This is a genomic window from Mycolicibacterium vulneris (assembly GCF_002104765.1).
Classification (GTDB): Bacteria; Actinomycetota; Actinomycetes; order Mycobacteriales; family Mycobacteriaceae; genus Mycobacterium; species Mycobacterium vulneris.
Genome location: NZ_NCXM01000002.1, coordinates 18,868 through 39,179 on the forward strand (window position 1 = coordinate 18,868; position 20,312 = coordinate 39,179).

At 67.8% G+C, this 20,312-nt stretch carries 17 protein-coding genes; 13 read left to right on the forward strand and 4 right to left on the reverse strand.

Annotated features, from left to right (window positions below):
• Window position 1 precedes the first annotated feature (1 nt).
• A complete protein-coding gene (locus B8W69_RS02060; protein ID WP_085288349.1) occupies window positions 2-760 on the reverse strand; it encodes a methyltransferase domain-containing protein in 759 nt (252 codons plus the stop codon).
• A 508-nt stretch (window positions 761-1,268) separates the two neighbouring features.
• On the opposite strand from B8W69_RS02060, the gene B8W69_RS02065 reads away from it, so the two are divergent.
• The 10 genes from B8W69_RS02065 (at window position 1,269) to B8W69_RS02110 (ending at window position 15,289) form a co-directional block, all read left to right on the forward strand.
• Window positions 1,269-2,309, forward strand: coding sequence for an SDR family NAD(P)-dependent oxidoreductase (locus B8W69_RS02065; RefSeq protein WP_085288350.1), 1,041 nt, complete (start codon window positions 1,269-1,271; stop codon window positions 2,307-2,309).
• A gap of 4 nt (window positions 2,310-2,313) precedes the next feature.
• Window positions 2,314-3,117, forward strand: coding sequence for an SDR family NAD(P)-dependent oxidoreductase (locus B8W69_RS02070; RefSeq protein WP_085288351.1), 804 nt, complete (start codon window positions 2,314-2,316; stop codon window positions 3,115-3,117).
• 26 nt (window positions 3,118-3,143) lie between these two features.
• Window positions 3,144-5,396, forward strand: a complete 2,253-nt coding sequence (locus B8W69_RS02075) for an MMPL family transporter (RefSeq protein WP_085288352.1) — start codon at window positions 3,144-3,146, stop codon at window positions 5,394-5,396.
• 94 nt (window positions 5,397-5,490) lie between these two features.
• Window positions 5,491-5,922 carry a type II toxin-antitoxin system Rv0910 family toxin gene (locus B8W69_RS02080; protein ID WP_085288353.1) on the forward strand — a complete coding sequence of 144 codons (432 nt, stop codon included), beginning with the start codon at window positions 5,491-5,493 and terminating at the stop codon, window positions 5,920-5,922.
• A gap of 67 nt (window positions 5,923-5,989) precedes the next feature.
• On the forward strand, window positions 5,990-9,562 hold the full coding sequence (gene dnaE / locus B8W69_RS02085) for a DNA polymerase III subunit alpha (protein ID WP_085288354.1): 3,573 nt from the start codon (window positions 5,990-5,992) through the stop codon (window positions 9,560-9,562).
• 131 nt (window positions 9,563-9,693) lie between these two features.
• Complete coding sequence (locus B8W69_RS02090; protein WP_085288355.1) at window positions 9,694-10,095, forward strand: MerR family transcriptional regulator; 402 nt, start codon at window positions 9,694-9,696, stop codon at window positions 10,093-10,095.
• Window positions 10,092-10,568, forward strand: coding sequence for a VOC family protein (locus B8W69_RS02095; protein ID WP_085288356.1), 477 nt, complete (start codon window positions 10,092-10,094; stop codon window positions 10,566-10,568). Before B8W69_RS02090 ends, B8W69_RS02095 begins: the two co-directional genes overlap by 4 nt.
• A 101-nt stretch (window positions 10,569-10,669) precedes the next feature.
• Complete coding sequence (fadD11, locus tag B8W69_RS02100; RefSeq protein WP_085288357.1) at window positions 10,670-12,496, forward strand: fatty acid--CoA ligase FadD11; 1,827 nt, start codon at window positions 10,670-10,672, stop codon at window positions 12,494-12,496.
• Window positions 12,493-14,385, forward strand: coding sequence for a lysophospholipid acyltransferase (locus B8W69_RS02105; RefSeq protein ID WP_085288358.1), 1,893 nt, complete (start codon window positions 12,493-12,495; stop codon window positions 14,383-14,385). The genes fadD11 and B8W69_RS02105 overlap by 4 nt, the downstream gene beginning before the upstream one ends.
• Before the next feature lie 118 nt (window positions 14,386-14,503).
• A complete protein-coding gene (locus tag B8W69_RS02110) occupies window positions 14,504-15,289 on the forward strand; it encodes a DUF6065 family protein (protein ID WP_085288359.1) in 786 nt (261 codons plus the stop codon).
• A 7-nt stretch (window positions 15,290-15,296) separates the two neighbouring features.
• Here B8W69_RS02110 and B8W69_RS02115 read toward each other — a convergent pair whose 3' ends face one another.
• Together B8W69_RS02115 and B8W69_RS02120 are read right to left on the reverse strand one after the other, a co-directional pair.
• Window positions 15,297-16,760, reverse strand: coding sequence for an FAD-dependent oxidoreductase (locus B8W69_RS02115; protein WP_085288360.1), 1,464 nt, complete (start codon window positions 16,758-16,760; stop codon window positions 15,297-15,299).
• A complete protein-coding gene (locus tag B8W69_RS02120) occupies window positions 16,757-17,164 on the reverse strand; it encodes a hypothetical protein (protein ID WP_085288361.1) in 408 nt (135 codons plus the stop codon). Before B8W69_RS02120 ends, B8W69_RS02115 begins: the two co-directional genes overlap by 4 nt.
• A 96-nt stretch (window positions 17,165-17,260) precedes the next feature.
• Between B8W69_RS02120 and B8W69_RS02125 the strand changes: the two genes are divergently transcribed.
• The 3 genes from B8W69_RS02125 to ilvA are packed head-to-tail and all read left to right on the forward strand — an operon-like array spanning window position 17,261 to window position 19,645.
• On the forward strand, window positions 17,261-17,818 hold the full coding sequence (locus tag B8W69_RS02125) for a TetR/AcrR family transcriptional regulator (protein ID WP_085288362.1): 558 nt from the start codon (window positions 17,261-17,263) through the stop codon (window positions 17,816-17,818).
• 55 nt (window positions 17,819-17,873) lie between these two features.
• Complete coding sequence (locus B8W69_RS02130; RefSeq protein WP_085288363.1) at window positions 17,874-18,311, forward strand: nitroreductase family deazaflavin-dependent oxidoreductase; 438 nt, start codon at window positions 17,874-17,876, stop codon at window positions 18,309-18,311.
• A 38-nt stretch (window positions 18,312-18,349) separates the two neighbouring features.
• Complete coding sequence (ilvA, locus tag B8W69_RS02135) at window positions 18,350-19,645, forward strand: threonine ammonia-lyase (RefSeq protein ID WP_085288364.1); 1,296 nt, start codon at window positions 18,350-18,352, stop codon at window positions 19,643-19,645.
• On the opposite strand, the gene B8W69_RS02140 is transcribed toward ilvA, so the two are convergent.
• On the reverse strand, window positions 19,642-20,304 hold the full coding sequence (locus B8W69_RS02140) for a pyridoxamine 5'-phosphate oxidase family protein (RefSeq protein ID WP_085288365.1): 663 nt from the start codon (window positions 20,302-20,304) through the stop codon (window positions 19,642-19,644). The genes ilvA and B8W69_RS02140 overlap by 4 nt on opposite strands.
• Window positions 20,305-20,312: the final 8 nt, after the last annotated feature.

Genomic DNA, 20,312 nt, shown 5'->3' on the forward strand with positions numbered 1-20,312 from the left:
CTCAGGCGGGCTTGCGGGCCTCGACGAGCAGCCGCACGGAGTGCGTGACGAACGGCCCGCTGGATTCGATGCGCTCGTGCAGTTCGGCCAGCCGCTCCCGGTACCGCTGCACGCTGAAGTCGGGCACCGTCCAGATCACCTTGCGCAGGAAGTACACGACGGCGCCGATGTCGAAGAACTCGGCGCGCATCCGCTCCATCCGCACATCGACGATCTCCAGCCCGGCGGCCTCGGCCTGTGCACGCACGGCATCCGGGTGGAACTCGGCCCACTTCTCCGGCTGCGGCCCGATGAAGTACTCGACCAGCTCGCCCATGGTGGCCGGGCCGATGTGCTGCGCGAAGTAGGTGCCGCCCGGCCGGAGCACCCGGAGGACCTCGGTCCACCAGACGGAGATCGGGTGACGAGTGGTCACCAGGTCGAACGCGTCCTCGGCGAACGGCAGCGGCGGCTCGTCGCGGGTCGCGACGACCACCACGCCGAGCGCGTGCAGGCGCTTGGTGGCCAGCGCCGCGTTCGGCGGCCACGTCTCGATGGCCGCCATGGTCGGCGGGAACGGTGCCGCGCCGGACAGCACCTCGCCGCCGCCGGTGTGAATGTCCAGCGCGGCCGACACCGTCGCCAACCGGCCCCGCAGCAGCCGCTGATACCCCCACGACGGGCGTTCCTCGGTGGCCCGGCCGTCCAGCCACGAAAAGTCCCAGCCGTCGACCGGCGCGGCTTCCGCCTCGGCGATCAGGTCGTCAAATGTGCGCCGCATGTCAGGCATGCTAGGCGGCAGACCTGGCCCGCGACATGCCGAGATTGCCACCCTGGTCGTGCTTGGGGCCGCGATCGCAGCCCTCACGGCAATCTCGGTGCGCGGCCCGCCTCAACCTAACCCGTCAGACCCGGCCTTGCCGGCGTCGCCCGTGGCGATCTCGGGGGCCAGGGTGCTATCGCGCCGAGTATCTCGGTGACCGTCTCCGACGGCACCCCGGCGGCGGCCAGCGCGTGGAACATGCGGCGTTGCTCATCAGTTAGTGCGCGATCACTTCGGGATTGCCCTGTGTAACAAGCGGATTGCCCACGACTGGCGGCCGCTGTCGGCGAACCGTGAGAGCCGGCGTCGCGTTACATGACGGCAATCTGCGTCGAGGTGAGCGGCTGATGTCCTAGGTTGGCTTAATGATGCACATCACATCACTCGCGCAGCCCCGCAAGGCGGTCGTGGCCAACGGGCAGGCCAGTTGCGGTCGGGGGGCTCACATCATCAGGAGCGAAAGCCGATGAATCTTGGTGACATAACGAACTTGGTGGAGAACTCGATCGGGAACCTGGTGGAAAAACCACTGGCCGCGGTGTCCCACATCGTCAACACCCCGAACTCGGCCGGACGGTATCGGCCGTTCTATCTGAGGAACCTGCTGGACGCGGTGCAGGGCCGCACGCTCGAGGAGGCCGTCGAGGGCAGGACCGCCCTGATCACCGGGGGATCCTCGGGCATTGGTGAGGCCGCCGCGAAGAAGATCGCGGAGGCCGGCGGTGCGGTGGCGCTGGTGGCGCGCACCCAAGAGAACCTCGAGAAGGTCGCCGACGAGATCCGCGCCGACGGCGGGGCCGCCCACGTCTACCCGTGCGACCTGTCCGACATGGACGCCATCGCCGCGATGGCCGATCGGGTGCTCGACGATCTCGGTGGCGTCGACATCCTGATCAACAACGCCGGGCGCTCGATCCGGCGCTCGCTCGAGCTGTCCTACGACCGGATCCACGACTACCAGCGCACGATGCAGCTGAACTACCTCGGCGCGGTCCAGCTGATCCTCAAGTTCATCCCCGGGATGCGTGAGCGGGGATACGGGCACGTGCTCAACGTCTCCTCGGTCGGCGTCCAGACCCGCGCGCCGCGCTTCGGCGCCTACATCGCCAGCAAGGCCGCGCTGGACAGCTTGTGTGACGCGCTGCAGGCCGAGACGGTGAACGACGACGTGCGGTTCACCACCGTGCACATGGCGCTGGTGCGCACGCCGATGATCAGCCCGACCACGCTCTACGACAAGTTCCCGGCGCTGACGCCGGAGCAGGCGGCCGGGGTGATCACCGACGCGATCGTGCACCGGCCGCGGCGGGCCAGCTCGCCGTTCGGGCAGTTCGCCGCCGTCGCCGACGCCGTCAACCCGGCGGTGATGGACCGGGTGCGCAACCGGGCGTTCGTCATGTTTGGTGATTCCGACGCGGCTAAGGGTGATGAACCATCAACCGAAGCAACGAAATTCGATAGACGCAGCGAAAACTTCGTGCGGGCGACCCGAGGGATACATTGGTGACACCATGAGCCTTCCAAAACCTGACATTCAGACCACCGTCGTCATCACCGGCGCCTCGTCCGGCATCGGCGCCGAACTGGCCCGCGGGTTGGCCCGCCGTGGCTTCCCGCTGCTGCTGGTCGCGCGGCGCCGCGAGCGCCTCGACGAGTTGGCCAACGAGGTGGGCCAGGAGTACTCGGTCGCCGTCGAGGTGCTGCCGCTGGATCTCAGCGACGGCAAATCCCGCGCCAAGCTGGCGGGCCGGCTGCGCAGCGAGCCGATCGCCGGCCTGTGCAACAGCGCCGGTTTCGGCACCAGCGGGGTGTTCCACGAGCTGCCGGTGGACCGCGAGAGCGAAGAGGTCACCCTCAACGCGCTGGCGTTGATGGAACTCACCCACGCGACGTTGCCCGGCATGGTCGAGCGCGGTGCCGGCGCTGTGATGAATATCGCGTCGATCGCGGGATTCCAGCCCGTTCCCTTCATGGCGGTCTATTCGGCGACCAAGGCCTTCGTGCAGACGTTCTCCGAAGCGGTGCACGAGGAGCTGCACGGGACGGGGGTCTCGGTCACCTGCCTGTGCCCGGGACCGGTGCCGACGGAGTGGGCCGAGATCGCCAACGCCGAGCGGTTCAGCATCCCCATCGCGCAGGTGTCGCCGCGCGACGTGGCCGAGGCGGCCATCGGCGGCATGCTGGCCGGCCGACGCACGGTGGTGCCCGGCGTGGTGCCCAAGGTGGTCAGCACCGGCGGCCGGTTCGTGCCGCGCAGCCTGCTGTTGCCGGGCATCCGGATCGGCAACCGATTCCGCGGCGGGCCCAAGAACTGACGCGGGGCGCATAGGGAGAGCACTGCGTGCTACGGGGAGCCGCTCGACTTGCCATAATCGCGCCGCGCAGGATCGTCGCCGCGGCTTTCCTGCTCATGGTCGCGGCCGGAATTTTCGGCTTCTCCGCCCTCGACGTGCTGTCGGCGGGCGGCTATCAGGATCCGTCATCGCAGTCTTCGCGGGCTCAGCGGGTGCTCGCGGAGAAGTTCGACTACGGCGACCAACAGATGGTTTTCGAGGTGACTACCGGGGCGGGTGCCCAAAGCGAGTCCGCCCGAAAGGTGGCCACCGACATCGTCGCGCAGCTGAAAGTGTCGCCGGACGTTGCTCAAGTCAGCTCGGCGTGGACCGTTCCGTCGCCGGCCGCGGCGGGCCTGATCAGCAAGGACGGTAAGACCGGATTGATCGTCGCCGGCATTCGTGGCGGCGAGACCGGCGCCCAGAAGAACGCCGCGGCACTGGCCAAGAAACTCGTGCGCGATCGTGACGGCGTCACCGTGAAGGCAGGCGGCGAGGCCCTGACCTATGCGCAGATCAATAAACAAAGCGAAAAAGACCTGTTGGTCATGGAATCCATCGCGTTTCCATTGAGCTTCGTTGTACTGGTCTGGGTGTTCGGCGGCATGCTCGCCGCGGCGATTCCGATGGCGGTAGGCGGCTTCGCCATCGTTTGCACGTTGGCGACACTGCGGGCGATCACACTCTTCGCTGACGTCTCGATATTCGCGCTCAACCTGACGGTGGCCATGGGACTGGCGTTGGCCATCGACTACACCCTGCTGATCATCAGCCGATACCGCGACGAGCTTGCCGACGGGATGCAGCGCGAGGATGCACTGGTTCGCACCATGTGCACGGCCGGGCGAACCGTGCTGTTCTCAGCGACGACCGTCGCACTGTCCATGGCCACGATGGTGCTGTTTCCGATGTACTTCCTGAAGTCGTTCGCCTACGCGGGCGTCGCGGTGGTCGCCTTGGCGGCCGTTGCCGCGGTGGTGATTACGCCTGCCCTGATCGTGCTGCTTGGCGACCGGCTGGACTCGTTCAACGTGCGGCGGCTGATTCGCCGGGTGGGCGGGCGTCCCGAGCCGGTGTCAGGCCCGATCGAAGAGAGCTTCTTGTACCGCTCCACGAAAGCCGTGATGCGACGGCCGATTGTGATCGGCGTGGCGGTCATCGCGTTCTTGCTGGTGCTGGGGGCGCCTTTTCTCGGGGCGAATTGGGGCTTCTCCGACGACCGAGTGCTGCCGACATCGGCATCGGCGCGGCAGGTCGGCGACGACATGCGCACAAATTTCGCGGTCAGCACGGACAGGGACGTGACCGTCGTGATCCCTGATGCGTCCGGGTTGGTGCCCGGCGAGATCGAGCGCTATGCCGCCCAACTCTCGCAGGTAGCCGACGTCGTGTCCGTGTCGTCGCCTGGCGGGACCTTCCAGAACGGCGCGCCGGTCGGGCCGCCTTCCGCACCCACCGGCGCGAAGGACGGCAGTGTCTTCCTCACGGTGCGCAGTGCCGCCGCGTTGTTCTCCACCGCATCGGAAAGACAGCTGGATCGTCTTCAGGCCATCGCCGGACCCGGCGGCCGCGACGTGCTATTCACCGGCAGGGCGGAGATAAACCGCGACAGCGCGGGAGCGGTGACGTCGCGGCTGCCGCTCGTCTTGTCGATCATCGCGGTGATCACCTTCGCGCTGTTGTTCTTGTTGACCGGCAGTGTGGTGATGCCGCTGAAAGCCTTGGTGCTCAACCTCTTTTCGCTGACCGCTGCATTCGGCGCGCTGGTATGGATCTTCCAGGAAGGCCACCTGGGTGCCCTGGGCACCACGGCCAACGGCACCCTGATGGTCCACATGCCGGTGCTGCTGTTCTGCATCGCGTTCGGTCTCTCCATGGATTACGAGGTCTTCTTGGTGTCTCGGATCCGGGAGCACTGGTTGGCCTCCGACCGAACGCCGGAGGATAACGACGAGGCCGTCGCGCAAGGTTTGGCTCGGTCCGGTCGGGTTGTGACCGCGGCGGCGCTGTTGATGTCGATCTCGTTCGCCGCGTTGATAGCCGCGCGGGTGTCGTTCATGAGGATGTTCGGTCTGGGACTCACTCTGGCGGTGGTGGTCGATGCGACGCTCGTTCGTATGCTGTTGCTTCCGGCGTTCATGCGCTTGATGGGCCGCGCCAACTGGTGGGCGCCTGAACCGTTGGTCAAGCTGCACGAGCGCATTGGCATCAACGAGGAAGCAGGCGACGTTCGGCCTGGCGCCCTCGGTGCCGAACAGTGAATTCCGCGATTTCCGCCGGGCGTGAGTCGAGGATCCGGAGACGCGCGGTACCGAACGACCGACGTAGTTGGTCGACACAATCTAGGCTCAGGCGGTGGCTGCTGTGGACCTGACCGCCGACCTCCCGATGACCCCGCAGGACATGTGGGACCGCGTCTCCGATCTGTCGGACCTGGGCGACTGGCTGGTCATGCACGAGGGATGGCGCAGCGAACTGCCCGACGAGATCGCCGAGGGCACCCAGATCGTCGGCGTGGCAAGGGCCAAGGGCCTGCGCAACCGGGTGAGCTGGACGGTCACCACGTGGGACCCGCCGCACGAGATGGCGATGTCCGGTTCGGGCAAGGGCGGCGCCAAGTACGCCGTCACGCTCACCGTGCGGCCCACCGGTGAGGGATCGACGCTGGGTCTGCGCCTCGAACTGGGCGGACGGGCGCTGTTCGGTCCGGTGGGCTCGGCGGCGGCGCGCGCCGTCAAAGGCGACGTCCAGAAGTCGCTGGAGAACTTCGTCGAGTTGTACGGATAAACCGGTCAAGACACACGCCGCGACACGCCGAACTCGTGTCGGTCGACGGTCATAGACTGGCGTCCCTATGACCGGTTCGTCTGCTCCGAGCGCGAGCGCTCCTCGCGGGTCGTCCTTCGTGCACCTGCATAACCACACCGAGTATTCGATGTTGGACGGTGCCGCGAAGATCGCGCCGATGCTGGCCGAGGTGGACCGGCTGCAAATGCCCGCGGTCGGGATGACCGACCACGGAAACATGTTCGGCGCCAGCGAGTTCTACAACGCGGCGACCAAGGCTGGGATCAAGCCGATCATCGGCGTCGAGGCCTACATCGCGCCGGCCTCGCGCTTCGACACCCGGCGGATCCTGTGGGGTGACCCGGGCCAGAAGTCCGACGACGTGTCGGGCAGCGGCTCCTACACGCACATGACGATGGTGGCCGAGAACGCCACCGGCCTGCGCAACCTGTTCAAGCTGTCCTCGCTGGCGTCGTTCGAGGGCCAGCTCGGCAAGTGGTCGCGGATGGACGCCGAGATCATCGCCGAACACGCCGAGGGCATCATCGCCACCACCGGGTGCCCGTCAGGGGAGGTGCAGACCCGGCTGCGACTGGGGCACGAGCGCGAGGCGCTGGAGTCGGCCGCGAAGTGGCGCGAGATCTTCGGCGCCGACAACTACTTCCTGGAGCTGATGGACCACGGGCTGTCCATCGAGACGCGGGTCCGCGAAGGGCTGCTGGAGATCGGCCGCAAGCTGGGCATCCCGCCGCTGGCCACTAACGACTGCCACTACGTCACCCGCGACGCCGCCCACAACCACGAGGCGCTGCTGTGCGTGCAGACCGGTAAGACGCTCTCGGACCCCAACCGGTTCAAGTTCGACGGCGACGGCTACTACCTCAAGTCGGCCGCCGAGATGCGACAGATCTGGGACGACGAGGTGCCCGGCGCCTGCGACTCCACCCTGCTGATCGCTGAGCGGGTGCAGTCGTATGACGAGGTGTGGGCGCCGCGGGACCGGATGCCGATCTTCCCGGTGCCCGAGGGACACGACCAGGCGACATGGCTGCACCACGAGGTGCTGGCCGGCCTGCAGCGCCGCTTTCCGTCCGGCGTCGGACAGGACTACATCGACCGGGCCGAGTACGAGATCAAGGTCATCTGCGACAAGGGTTTCCCGTCGTACTTCCTGATCGTCGCCGACCTGATCAACTACGCACGGTCGGTCGACATCCGGGTGGGTCCGGGGCGTGGCTCGGCGGCGGGCTCGCTGGTGGCCTATGCGCTGGGCATCACCAACATCGACCCGATCCCGCACGGTCTGCTGTTCGAGCGGTTCCTCAACCCGGAACGCCCGTCGGCGCCCGACATCGATATCGACTTCGACGACCGTCGTCGCGGCGAGATGGTGCGCTACGCCGCCGAGAAGTGGGGCTCCGACCGCGTCGCCCAGGTCATCACCTTCGGCACCATTAAAACCAAAGCAGCACTGAAGGATTCGGCGCGCATCCACTACGGCCAGCCCGGGTTCGCGATCGCCGACCGGATCACCAAGGCGCTGCCGCCGCCGATCATGGCCAAAGACATTCCGCTGTCGGGCATCACCGACCCGGGCCATGAGCGCTACAAGGAGGCCACCGAGGTCCGCGGCCTGATCGAAACCGACCCGGACGTGCGCACCATCTACCAGACCGCGCGCGGCCTGGAAGGCCTGATCCGCAACGCCGGCGTGCACGCGTGCGCGGTGATCATGAGCAGCGAGCCGCTGACCGAGGCCATCCCGCTGTGGAAGCGGCCCCAGGACGGCGCCATCATCACCGGCTGGGACTACCCGTCGTGTGAGGCCATCGGCCTGCTGAAGATGGACTTCCTGGGCCTGCGGAACCTGACGATCATCGGCGACGCCCTGGAAAACATCAAGAGCAACAGGGGAATTGACCTCGACCTGGAATCGGTGCCGCTGGACGATAAGCCCACCTACGAGCTGCTCGGCCGCGGCGACACCCTGGGCGTGTTCCAGCTCGACGGCGGTCCGATGCGAGACCTGTTGCGCCGCATGCAGCCCACCGAATTCAACGACATCGTCGCGGTGCTGGCGCTGTACCGCCCCGGCCCGATGGGCATGAACGCCCACAACGACTACGCCGACCGCAAGAACGGTCGTCAGGCGGTCAAGCCGATCCACCCGGAGCTCGAGGAGCCGCTGCGCGAGATCCTGGCCGAGACGCACGGCCTGATCGTCTACCAAGAGCAGATCATGTTCATCGCCCAGAAGGTCGCGTCCTACACGATGGGCAAAGCCGACGCGCTGCGCAAGGCGATGGGTAAGAAGAAGCTCGAGGTGCTCGAGGCCGAGTACAAGGGTTTCTACGACGGCATGACCGCCAACGGCTTCTCCGAAAAAGCGGTGAAAGCGTTGTGGGACACCATCCTTCCGTTTGCCGGGTACGCGTTCAACAAGTCGCACGCGGCCGGCTACGGCCTGGTGTCCTATTGGACGGCCTATCTGAAGGCCAACTATCCGGCCGAGTACATGGCCGGCCTTCTGACGTCGGTGGGTGACGACAAGGACAAGGCCGCGGTTTACCTGGCCGACTGCCGCAAGCTGGGTATCACGGTGCTGCCGCCGGACGTCAACGAGTCCCTGGTGAACTTCGCCTCGGTGGGGAAAGACATCCGGTTCGGGCTGGGCGCGGTGCGCAACGTCGGCGCCAACGTGGTCGGCTCGCTGATCGGCACCCGCAACGCTAAGGGTAAGTTCACCGACTTCTCGGACTATCTCAACAAGATCGACGTCGCGGCCTGCAACAAGAAGGTCACCGAATCGTTGATCAAGGCGGGCGCCTTCGACTCGCTGGGTCACGCCCGCAAGGGCCTGTTCCTGGTGCACACCGACGCGGTCGACTCGGTGTTGGGCACCAAGAAGGCCGAGGCGATGGGGCAGTTCGACTTGTTCGGCGGCGGCAGTGACGGCAGCCTCACCGACTCGGTGTTCAACATCAAGGTGCCCGACGACGAGTGGGAGGACAAGCACAAGCTCGCGCTGGAGCGAGAAATGCTGGGCCTGTACGTGTCCGGGCATCCGCTCAACCAGGTGGCGCACCTGCTGACCGCGCAGGTCGACACCCAGATCCCGGCCATCCTCGACGGCGATGTGCCCAATGACACCCAGGTGCGGGTGGGCGGCATCCTCGCCTCGGTCAACCGCCGGGTCAACAAGAACGGAATGCCGTGGGCGTCAGCCCAATTGGAGGACCTCACCGGTGGCATCGAGGTGATGTTCTTCCCGCAGGCGTACTCCGTGTACGGGGCCGACATCGCCGACGACGTCGTGGTGCTGATCAAGGCCAAGGTGTCGCTGCGCGACGACCGGGTCGCGCTGATCGCCAACGAGCTTGTGGTGCCCGACTTCTCCAACGCGCAGCCGAACCGGCCGCTGGCGGTCAGCCTGCCGACGCGGCAGTGCACCATCGACAAGGTCACCGCGCTCAAGCAGGTGCTGGCCCGCCACCCCGGCACGGCGCAGGTGCACCTGCGCCTGATCAGCGGTGACCGGATCACCACGCTGGAACTGGATGCCTCCCTTCGGGTTACGCCGTCGCCGGCGCTGATGGGGGATCTCAAGGCACTGCTCGGCCCCGGCTGCCTGGGCGGCTAGGCGGTCAGTCGGAGCGCCGCCTGGTGGTCGTGGGTCGGGACGATGGTGACCGCAATCGGGGGATGGTCATAACCACAGTCAAGGACTTAGAGTTGGCTCGAAGGCAAGCGTCGACGTCTCGGGAGGGTGCGATGGCGCCAAGCCTGACGATCGGGGAGGTGGCGCGCCAGGCCGGGGTGGCCGCGACGGCGTTGCGCTACTACGAGCAGATCGGCCTGGTGCCGGAGCCGGCGCGGCTGGGCGGTCAGCGCCGCTATGACGACTCGATTCTGGCCCGCCTCGAGGTGATCGCGCTGCGCAAGGCCGCCGGATTCTCGCTGGACGAGATCCAGCTGCTGTTTGCCGACGACGCGCCCGGGCGGCCGGCCGGCTGCGCGCTGGCCGAGGCCAAGCTCGCCGAGATCGACGCGCAGATGGGTTCGCTGGCCCGTGCCCGGGCCGTCATCGAGTGGGGAATGCGCTGCACGTGTCCCTCGATTGACGCCTGCACCTGTGGCATTCACCCACCCCACGCCGGCAAGGAGCACCCATGACCCAGCAGCACCCCATCGCCGTGCAGAACTTCTCGCACGTCTGCATCGGCGTCTCCGACATCGCGGCGTCGCTGGCCTTCTACACCGCGGTGCTGGGGATGGACGTGGTGTTCGACGTCGAGCTCGAGGGCGCCGGACTGGATACGGTCACCGGCGGTGCGGCCCAGCGGGGCCGCATGGTCGGCGGGCTGATCGGGACGGCGATGGTGGAGTTGTTGTCATTGGGCACGGTGCCGGAGTGCCCGAGCGGGCCGCACCTGGGCTACACCAACATGTCGTTTCGCGTCGACGATCTCGACGCCACCTTCGAGACCATCACGCGCCACCACCCCGGCGTCCGGGCCGACCCGCCCGTCGATATCGGGGGAGTGCGGATGTTCTTCATCTACGACCCCGACGCGACGCCGATCGAGCTGGTCGAACTGCCCGGCGGCGTGACGAGCACGGTGCAGTTGTGGCGACCCGAGTCATGACCCGGCCGCAGCGGCGAAGCCACGCGATATGGTCCCCGCCGCCCTGTGCTCGGACGTAGGCTCACGAAGGCAGTGCTGATGTGGTGCCGAGGAGGACGGAAATGACGACCGCGCAGGATCCGGCCACTTTGTGCGAGGCGTTCCAGCGCACCGCGTCGATCGACCCGGAGGCCGTCGCGCTGCGGACGCCCGGTGGCGCGCAGGCGTTGACGTGGCGAGAGCTCGCCGCGCAGGTGCGCAAGGTCGCCGCCGGCCTGGCGGGTCTGGGGGTCCGGCGGGGTGACACGGTGTCGCTGATGATGGCCAACCGGATCGAGTTCTACCAGTTCGAGATCGGCGCCCAACACGTCGGGGCTACATCGTTTTCGGTGTACAACACGTTGCCCGCCGAGCAGCTGACCTACCTGTTCGACAACGCCGGTGCCGAGGTCGTGATCTGCGAGGAGCAGTACGTGGACCGCATTCGCGCCAGCGGCGCACCCATCGAGCACATCGTCTGCATCGACGGATCGCCGCCCGGCACCATCTCCGTCGACGACCTGTATGCCGCGGCCCCAGAGGACTTCGATTTCGAATCAACTTGGCGGGCCGTACAACCCGACGACGTCGTCACGCTCATCTACACCTCCGGAACCACCGGAAACCCCAAGGGCGTCGAGATGACGCATGCCAGCCTGCTGTTCGAGGCGTACGGGCTCGACGCCGTGCTCGGCAGCCGGTTCGGCGATCGGACCACGTCGTACCTGCCGTCGGCGCACATCGCCGACCGGATGATGGCCCTGTATCCGCTGGAGGTGTTCGGCACCCAGGTAACCGCCGTGGGTGACGCGCGCGCCGTTGCGGCGGCGCTGCCCGACGTGCGGCCGACGGTCTGGGCGGCGGTGCCGCGCGTGTGGGAGAAGCTCAAGGCCGCAATCGAATTCGTCGTCGCCAACGAAACCGACAAAGCGAGGCGCCAAGGTTTGCAGTGGGGCTTGTCGGTGGCGGCCAAGCGCGCCGCCGCGCTGGTGTCCGGCGAGCCGGAGCCCGCTGAGCTGACGGCCGAGTGGGCCAAGGCCGACGAGCTGGTGCTGTCCGCGCTGCGCGAGCGGCTCGGGTTCGCTGAACTGCGGTGGGCCGTGTCCGGCGCCGCCCCGATCCCCAAAGAGACGCTGGCGTTCTTCGCGGGCATCGGGATCCCGATCAGCGAGGTCTGGGGCATGTCGGAGCTGAGTTGCGCTGCCAGCGTGGCACACCCGGATGACACACGACTGGGCACCGTCGGCAAGCTGCTTCCCGGCCTGGAGGGCAAGGTCGCCGCGGACGGCGAATATCTGGTCCGTGGTCCGCTGGTGATGAGGGGCTACCGCAAGGAACCGGCCAAGACCGCCGAGGTGATCGACGCCGACGGCTGGCTGCACACCGGCGACATCATCGAGGTCGACGCCGAGGGTTACCTGCGAATCGTCGACCGCAAGAAGGAGCTGATCATCAATGCGGCCGGAAAGAATATGTCCCCGGCAAACATTGAGAACGCCATCCTGGCCGCGTGTCCCATGGTCGGGGTGATGATCACCATCGGCGAGGGGCGACCGTACAACACCGCGCTGATGGTCTTCGACGCCGACTCAGTCGGCCCGCATGCGGCCCAGCGCGGGCTGTCCGACGCTTCGCCGGCCGCCCTGGCGGCCGACCCGGAGGTCGTCGCGCAGATCGCCGCGGGGGTGGCCGCGGGCAACGAAAAACTCTCCCGGGTGGAGCAGATCAAGCGGTTCCGCATCCTGCCCACCTTGTGGGAACCCGGCGGTGACGAGATCACGATGACGATGAAGCTCAAACGCAAGCCGATCATGGCCAAATACGCCCGCGAGATCGAGGAGCTCTATGCGTCCGGATCGCATCCGGACGTGCACGAGCCCGCCGTAGCCGCCGCGGTGCAGCCGGCATGAGCGGGGGACCGGCGGGGAGCGCCCGCGAAGTCGGCCGGGTGGGGGTGCGAAAGTTGTTGCAGCGCACTGGTCTGGTCACCGAAGCGACGTCACCGTTGCCGACCGACCCGCCCGAGGTCGTCGAATTGTTGCGCGCGCCATGGTATGAGCAGCGGCTGAACAAGCTGGCCCACGAACTGGGCCGCGACCCGGACAGCGTGCGCGCCGAGGCCGCCTGTTATCTACGCGAGATGGCGCCCTCGCTGGACCAGCGGGCGATAAAGGCCTGGCGCAGCTTCAGTTGCTGGCTGATGCGCGCCTATGACGTGCTGACCGACGAAGACCAGATCGCTGCGCTGCGCAAGCTGGATCGCAAAGCCACGCTGGCATTTGCCTTTTCGCATCGCTCCTACCTGGACGGCATACTGTTGCCCGAGGTGATTCAGGCCAACCGGCTCTCACCCGCGCTCACCTTCGGCGGCGCCAACCTGAACTTCTTCCCGATGGGCGTCTGGGCCAAGCGCACCGGGACCATCTTCATCCGCCGGCAGACCAAGGACATTCCGGTCTACCGCTTCGTCCTGCGCGCCTACGCCGCCCAGCTGGTGCAAGAACACGCCAACCTGGCCTGGTCCATCGAGGGGGGCCGGACCAGGACCGGCAAGCTGCGTCCCCCGGTGCTCGGAATCCTGCGGTACATCGCCGACGCGGTCGACGAAATCGATGGCCCCGAAGTGTATTTGGTGCCGACGTCGATCGTCTACGACCAGCTGCACGAGGTGGAAGCCATGACCACCGAGGCCTACGGTGCGACGAAGCGGCCCGAAGACTTTCGCTTCCTGATCCGGCTGGCACGCCAGCAGGGTGAGCGGCTCGGCCGCGCCTACCTCGACTTCGGTGAACCGCTGCCGCTGCGCAAGCGCCTCGAGGAGTTGCGCGCCGAGGAGTGCGGCACGGGCACCGAAATCGAGCGCATCGCGCTGGACGTCGAGCACCGTATCAATCGCGCGACGCCGGTCACCCCGACCGCGGTGGTCAGCCTTGCCCTGTTGGGGGCCGACCGCTCGCTGTCCATCAGCGAGGTGCTGGCCACGGTGCGGCCGCTGGCGAGCTACATCGCGGCCCGCAACTGGGCGGTGGCCGGGGCGGCCGACCTGACCAATCGCTCGACCATCCGCTGGACCCTGCACCAAATGGTCGCCTCCGGCGTCGTCAGCGTCTACGACGCCGGCACGGAACCGGTCTGGGGCATCGGCGCGGAGCAGCACCTGGTCGCCGCGTTCTACCGCAATACCGCCATTCACATCGTGGTCGACCGTGCGATCGCCGAGACGGCATTGCTGGCCGCCGCGGAACGCGCCGAGGACTCGGTGGACGCCCTGGTACACCCCACGGCTGTGCTCGATCAGGCGTTACGCCTGCGTGAGTTGCTGAAATTCGAGTTCTTGTTTTCGGCGCGCGCCCAGTTCGAGAAGGAGCTTGCCGACGAGGTGCGCCTGATCGGGCGGGTGGAAGACACCAGCAAGGCAGCCGACCCGGCCGACGTGCGGGGCCTCCTGGAAAAGGCCGACGTGCTGCTGGCGCACCTGGTGCTGCGCCCCTTCCTGGACGCCTACCACGTCGTCGCGGACCGGCTGGCCGCGTACGAGGACGAATCGTTCGACGAGGACGCGTTTCTTGCCGAGTGCCTCGACGTGGGCAAGCAGTGGGAGCTGCAACGCAGGATCGCCAGCGCCGAGTCGAGGTCGATGGAACTGTTCAAGACCGCGCTGCGGCTGGCCCGGCACCGGGCACTCGTGGACGGCTCCGACGATCCGAACATCGCCCGGCGGCGCCGCGAGTTCGCCGACGAGATCGCCACCGCGGTCCGGCGGGTGAATACCATTGCGGAACTGGCCAGGACGCGTTGAGACGCGGTTCGTCGCGGGCGGTGTCGTTCACGGACCGTTAACGTCTGGTCGCGATAGTGCGTTGGCGACGTCGGTGATGGTCGGCGGTGTTCGATAGGGCCGGTGAAGCGAGGATTTGATGAGTGAGAAGTCCAGTGGGCAGTCCCGCCCGCTGATCGGGTACGTCACCCACGAGATCGCGCCGCCGATCAGCCCCGCGCCGATCGGCCGGGAGTGGATGTCAGAAATACGGCAAGGGTGGCCCCACCGGTGTCTGCCGATGCTGATCGCCAACCAGAGCGGCTGGGAGGTGCGCAACCGCAGCGCGTTCACCGCGACGTGGATGGGCGGCAACGACCGCACGAACCTCATAATCGCCCCCGACACCCGCGAAAGCGGCCAGTTCCTGCCCTCCAGCCACTTCGGCTACGGCATCTTGACCTGGCATCTGCCGATCCTGTTTCGCACCCCCCCGGGCTACAACCTCCTGGCCCGCGGGCCGGCCAACTATCCGAAGGACGCCATCTCCCCGCTGGAAGGCATCGTCGAAACCGATTGGTCCACCTCGAGTTTCAGCATGAACTGGAAGTTCACCCGCGAGTTCATGCCGGTGCGGTTCGAGGTCGGCGAGCCGATCTGCATGATCGTGCCGCAACGCCGGGCCGAGCTCGAGGAGTTCGCCCCCGAATTGCGGCCCATCGAATCCGACGAGGAACTGCACCGCAAGCACGAGCACTTCCTCGGTTCACGCGGCGCACTGGGCCGCGAGCAGGAGGTCGCGGGTGGCGCCGGGAATGAGAAGGTGCCGTGGCAAGGCGATTACACGCGGGGCCGGCACAGCGACGGCGAGCCCGGCGCGGAAGACCACCAGACCCGCCGTCATCTCCGGTCTTTCGTCCAGTACCAACCCGAGAACGCGGACTAGAACGAAATCACCGCGCGTGCACGGTCGTTGCCGCGGCCATGTTCGTGATCCGGTCCGGCGCATGCGCCGAAGCACCGGCCCATGCGATGTGGCCGTCGGGGCGCACCAGCACGGCCGGCCCGCGGTCGGCGCGCTCGGCCTGCAGCACCCCGGGCGTCTCGACGGGGGCGGCGCCGTATTCGCGGATGAAGACGAAGCCGCCGCCGCGCTGCAGGTGCGTCAACTGGCCCTCGACGAGGGGGATTGTGGCCGCACGGGTGCCGACCGGTCCGCGCCGCCCGTACCGCAACGTCGTGCCCGCGAAACTGCCGGCCACGAAGTCCTGCACCGCGGGTATCCGAAGCAGGTTGGGAGCCAACAGGTTACGAAGCCAGATCGCCGGCCGCCGGTGCAGCGTCGCGCCCCGGGCGATCATCCCGGACTGCAACAGCACCCGCTGGCCGATCGGGTGGCGTTCGTCCTGGTAGGTGTCCAGCAGGGCGTCGTCGGCGCCGCCGAGCACCGCGTCGAGCTTCCAGGACAGGTTCGCGGCATCCTGGATGCCGGTGTTCATGCCCTGGCCGCCCATCGGTGAGTGCACGTGCGCGGCGTCGCCGGCCAGGAACACCCGCCCGTGCCGGTACTGCGCGACTTGCCTTTCGTCGCAATGGAATCGCGATTTCCAGCCGATCTCGATCACGCCGAAGTCGGTTCGCATGGCGCGGGCCAGGACGTCGATGATCTCGGCGTCGTCGACGGGCGCGCTGTCGGGCAGCTGGTGGTCGCGGTCCCAGACCAGGGCCCGGTACCACGAGCCGTCCTCGTCGTGGCGGTTGTACGGGGCCAAGAACCCCAACACGTCACCGGTGATGCCCACCACCAGCCCGCCGTGCGACGGGCCGTGGGCCAGCTTGACGTCGGCCAGCATGAGCGAGGTCAGCACCATCTTGCCGGGAAAGTCGGCGCCCAGCAGCGTGCGGACCGTGCTGTGCGCGCCGTCGGCGCCGATCACGTACCGCGCCCGCCACGTCTGCCGGTGTGCGGGATCGCCGTCGCCCTTGGGGCGGGCGGTGACGGTGACGCCCGCGGCGTCCTGCTCGAGCGCGACCACCTCGACGCCGCGCCGGATGTCGGCGCCCTCGGCCACCGCGTAGCGGCGCAGTGCCGCGTCGACGTTGGTCTGCGGGGTGATCAGGACGAACGGGTACGCCGAGTCGAGGCGGGTCAGGTCGAGGCGGGCCTTCGCGAACAGGGTCACGTCCGGTCCGCGCTGCCCGACCGCGAGCAACTCGTCGGCCGCGTCGCGCGCGTCGAGGATTTCCAGCGTCCGGGGCATGACGGCGAACGCCCGGCTGGTCGGGTTTTCGGCGGGCCAGCGCTCCAGCACCGTCACCGACCGTCCGGTGCGCGCCAGGTCACCGGCGGCGGTCAGGCCGGTGGGGCCGGCTCCCACCACCAGGACGTCGACGTCGAGAACTGTGGTTGTGCTCATCGGACCGCTCCTTCCGGTTGCGGGTACCAGCGCCGGATGTCGCCGGGGGTGGATTGCGCTGCCTGGTTGAAGACGAAGCGGCAGCCGGGCTGGGTGATGTGCGCGACGTTGACGATCGACTCGAACAGCAGGGTGTTGCCGGCGACCAGGCGAATCCCGGCGCCGATCAGCACGGCGTCGTACCGCTTGGCGCGCAGCCACTCGCCGGCCTTCTCGGCCCCGGCACTGCCGAAGTCGATCAAGCAGTTGTCGACCTGGTAGCCGGCGGCGCGCAGACCCGCGACGTTGTCGTCGTTGGCGGTCCGCAGCACCTCCCGCGACAGGCCCGCGAACTGGGCGAACTCCGGTGACGAGTAGTCGATCACGTCGGGATCGAGCCCGATCTGGATGACGGTCACGGTCATGTCTGAGCCTCCTCGATCAACCGATTCAACAACTGTTGAAATCAACCTAAGCCCGGTTGCTGGCGATGTCAACAGTTGTTGAACTAGAATTTCGGCATGCCCGGTAAAGCCCGCGACGGCAAAGTCACCCGCGCGACGATCCTGAGTGCGGCGCGGACCCTGTTCTCCACCCACGGCTTCGAGCGGACCACCATCCGTTCCATCGCGGCCGAGGCCGGCGTCGATCCCGCGCTCGTCATGCACTACTTCGGCAATAAGGCCGACCTGTTCGCCGCGGTCTCGCGGCTCGAGATCACCTTCCCGGATCTCACCGGCGTCGCCCCGGACCGTATCGCCGACGTGCTGGTGCCGTTCCTCATCCGGGTGTGGGATCCGGCCGGGTCGTTCCTGCCGCTGCTGCGCGCGGCCGCCACCAACCGGACGGCCGCCGAGGCGCTCCTGGAGGTGTTCGTCGAAAAGGTGGCGCCGGCCCTGGCCACCGTCACCCCCGACCGCACCGCCGAGCGGACCGCGATGGTGGGATCGCAAGTGTTGGGAATCGCCATGGCGCGCAACGTCGTCGGGGTGCCCGCGCTGGCCGAGATGGACGACGCGACGCTGACCGAATGGCTGCGCCCGGTGCTCACCCACTACCTCACCGGGGCGGCGCCGTGATCGCCGGCCGCGGCGAAGAGTGGACGAGCGAGAACCGCCGCCTAGAGTTGAGGCCATGCCGCTAGAAGGGGAGTACCTGCCGAGTCCTTTGGATTGGTCTCGCGAGCAGGCTGACAAATACGCCGAGTCGGGGGGAGCCGAGGCCGCCGACATGAAGGGCAAGCCGATCATTCTGCTGACCACGGTCGGCGCCAAGACCGGCAAACTGCGCAAGACGCCACTGATGCGGGTCGAGCACGACGGCCAGTACGCGGTCGTCGCCTCGCTGGGCGGGGCGCCGAAGAACCCGGTCTGGTACCACAACATCAAGAAGAATCCCCGAGTCGAACTGCAGGACGGCTCGGTGACCCGGGATTATGACGCCCGGGAGGTCTTCGACGACGAGAAGGCCACCTGGTGGGAGCGTGCCGTCGAGGCGTGGCCGGAGTACGCCGAGTATCAGACCAAGACTGACCGCCAGATCCCCGTGTTCGTGCTGACCCCGGTCGGCTGAATTCCGGAGTTGGTCGGCCGTCGTGGCACCATTAGTCAGTGTCCGCCGAATTGAGCCAGAGCCCGAGCGTCTCGCCGTTATCCGCGGCTGACATCGACAGGGCGGCCAAGCGGATCGCCGCGGTGGTCACGCCAACCCCGCTGCAGTTCAGCGACCGGTTGTCGGCGCTCACCGGAGCGCAGGTCTACCTCAAGCGCGAGGACCTGCAAATCGTGCGCTCCTATAAGCTGCGCGGCGCCTACAACCTGCTGGTCCAGCTGTCCGAGGCGGAGCTGGCCGCGGGCGTGGTGTGCTCCTCGGCGGGCAACCACGCGCAGGGCTTCGCCTACGCGTGCCGGATGTTGCAGGTGCACGGCCGCGTCTATGTGCCGGCCAAGACGCCCATGCAGAAGCGCGACCGGATCCGCTACCACGGCGGCGACTTCATCGACCTGATCGTGGGCGGCAGCACCTACGACCTCGCCGCCGAGGCGGCGCTGGCCGACGTGCAAAGCACCGGCGCCACCCTGGTGCCGCCCTACGACGACCTGCGCACCATGGCGGGCCAGGGCACCATCGGCGTCGAACTGCTCGACCAGCTCGACAAACTTGGTTTCGGGGAGCCGGATCTGGTGGTCGTCCCGGTGGGCGGCGGCGGCTGCATCGCCGGCATCACCACCTATCTCGCCGAACGCACCGACAACACCTCGGTGCTGGGCGTCGAGCCGGCCGGCGCCGCGGCGATGATGGCCGCGCTGTCCGCCGGCGAGCCGGTGACTCTGGACCACGTCGACCAGTTCGTCGACGGCGCCGCGGTGCGCCGGGCGGGCGACCTGACCTACGCCGCGCTGGCGGCCGCCGGCGACATGGTGTCGATCACCGCGGTCGACGAGGGAGCCGTCTGCACCGCGATGCTCGGCCTCTATCAGAACGAGGGCATCATCGCCGAGCCCGCGGGCGCGCTGTCCGTCACCGGATTGCTGGACGTCGACATCGAGCCGGGATCCACTGTGGTGTGCTTGATTTCGGGCGGCAATAACGACGTCTCGCGCTACGGCGAAGTGCTCGAGCGCTCGCTGGTCCACCTCGGCCTCAAGCATTACTTCCTGGTGGACTTTCCGCAGGAGCCCGGCGCGCTGCGCCGCTTCCTCGACACGGTGCTCGGGCCGGACGACGACATCACTCTGTTCGAGTACGTCAAGCGCAACAACCGGGAGACCGGCGAGGCGCTGGTCGGCATTCAGCTGGGGTCCTCGGCCGACCTGGACGGCCTGCTGCACCGGATGCGTGCGACGGAGCTGCACGTCGAAAGCCTGAAACCGGGCTCGCCGGCCTACCGGTACCTGCTGCTCTAGCCCGCCAGGTAGCGCGGCAGCGCGACCCCGGGGTCGAGGTCGTCGGCCGGGACCGGCGGTCCGGCCGTCAGGCTCAGCGGCACGACGCCCGCCCAGTGGGGCAGCGGGAGGTCCTGCGGGTCGTCGGCCGGGGGACCGCTGCGCACCTTCGCCGACACCTCGACGAGGTCGAGCGCGAGCACCCCGGTCGCGGCGAGCTCGCGGGCATCGGGTGCCCTGCAGTCGGCGGCGCGTCCCGGCGCGATGTGGTCGAGCAGGCAGCTCAGCGCGCGCGACTTCTCCGCCGGATCGTCGACGACGCGCGCGTCACCCACCACGACCACCGAGCGGAAGTTCACCGAGTGGTGCATCGCCGACCGGGCCAGCACCAGCCCGTCGACGAGGGTGATGGTGACGCAGACCGGCAGGCCCGACCCCGACGCCTGGGCCGCCTTGGCCGCCAGCAACGGACCGCCGCCCGTCGAACCGTGCAGGTAGAGCGCTTCGTCGAGCCGAGCATGCGTGGTGGGCAAGACAACCGGCCGACCGGCGCTCGAGTAGCCCAGATGGCAGATCAGCGCCTCGTCGAGGATGTCGTGAATGGTGCGGCGGTCGTAGTGGGCGCGCTCCCTGTAGCGGGTCGGGGTGGTGCGTGCCGTCGGCTGGTATGCGGTGTCCACAAGATTGC

What these genes read in the sequence shown, in the direction of transcription:
- B8W69_RS02070 (WP_085288351.1), top strand. Translation starts at nt 2,314, where the DNA reads ATGAGCCTTCCAAAACCTGACATTCAGACCACCGTCGTCATCACCGGC.
- B8W69_RS02095 (WP_085288356.1), top strand. Translation starts at nt 10,092, where the DNA reads ATGACCCAGCAGCACCCCATCGCCGTGCAGAACTTCTCGCACGTCTGC.
- B8W69_RS02110 (WP_085288359.1), top strand. Translation starts at nt 14,504, where the DNA reads ATGAGTGAGAAGTCCAGTGGGCAGTCCCGCCCGCTGATCGGGTACGTC.
- B8W69_RS02060 (WP_085288349.1), bottom strand. Translation starts at nt 760, where the DNA reads ATGCGGCGCACATTTGACGACCTGATCGCCGAGGCGGAAGCCGCGCCG.
- dnaE (WP_085288354.1), top strand. Translation starts at nt 5,990, where the DNA reads ATGACCGGTTCGTCTGCTCCGAGCGCGAGCGCTCCTCGCGGGTCGTCC.
- B8W69_RS02065 (WP_085288350.1), top strand. Translation starts at nt 1,269, where the DNA reads ATGAATCTTGGTGACATAACGAACTTGGTGGAGAACTCGATCGGGAAC.
- B8W69_RS02130 (WP_085288363.1), top strand. Translation starts at nt 17,874, where the DNA reads ATGCCGCTAGAAGGGGAGTACCTGCCGAGTCCTTTGGATTGGTCTCGC.
- B8W69_RS02115 (WP_085288360.1), bottom strand. Translation starts at nt 16,760, where the DNA reads ATGAGCACAACCACAGTTCTCGACGTCGACGTCCTGGTGGTGGGAGCC.
- B8W69_RS02090 (WP_085288355.1), top strand. Translation starts at nt 9,694, where the DNA reads ATGGCGCCAAGCCTGACGATCGGGGAGGTGGCGCGCCAGGCCGGGGTG.
- fadD11 (WP_085288357.1), top strand. Translation starts at nt 10,670, where the DNA reads ATGACGACCGCGCAGGATCCGGCCACTTTGTGCGAGGCGTTCCAGCGC.
- B8W69_RS02120 (WP_085288361.1), bottom strand. Translation starts at nt 17,164, where the DNA reads ATGACCGTGACCGTCATCCAGATCGGGCTCGATCCCGACGTGATCGAC.
- B8W69_RS02105 (WP_085288358.1), top strand. Translation starts at nt 12,493, where the DNA reads ATGAGCGGGGGACCGGCGGGGAGCGCCCGCGAAGTCGGCCGGGTGGGG.
- B8W69_RS02125 (WP_085288362.1), top strand. Translation starts at nt 17,261, where the DNA reads ATGCCCGGTAAAGCCCGCGACGGCAAAGTCACCCGCGCGACGATCCTG.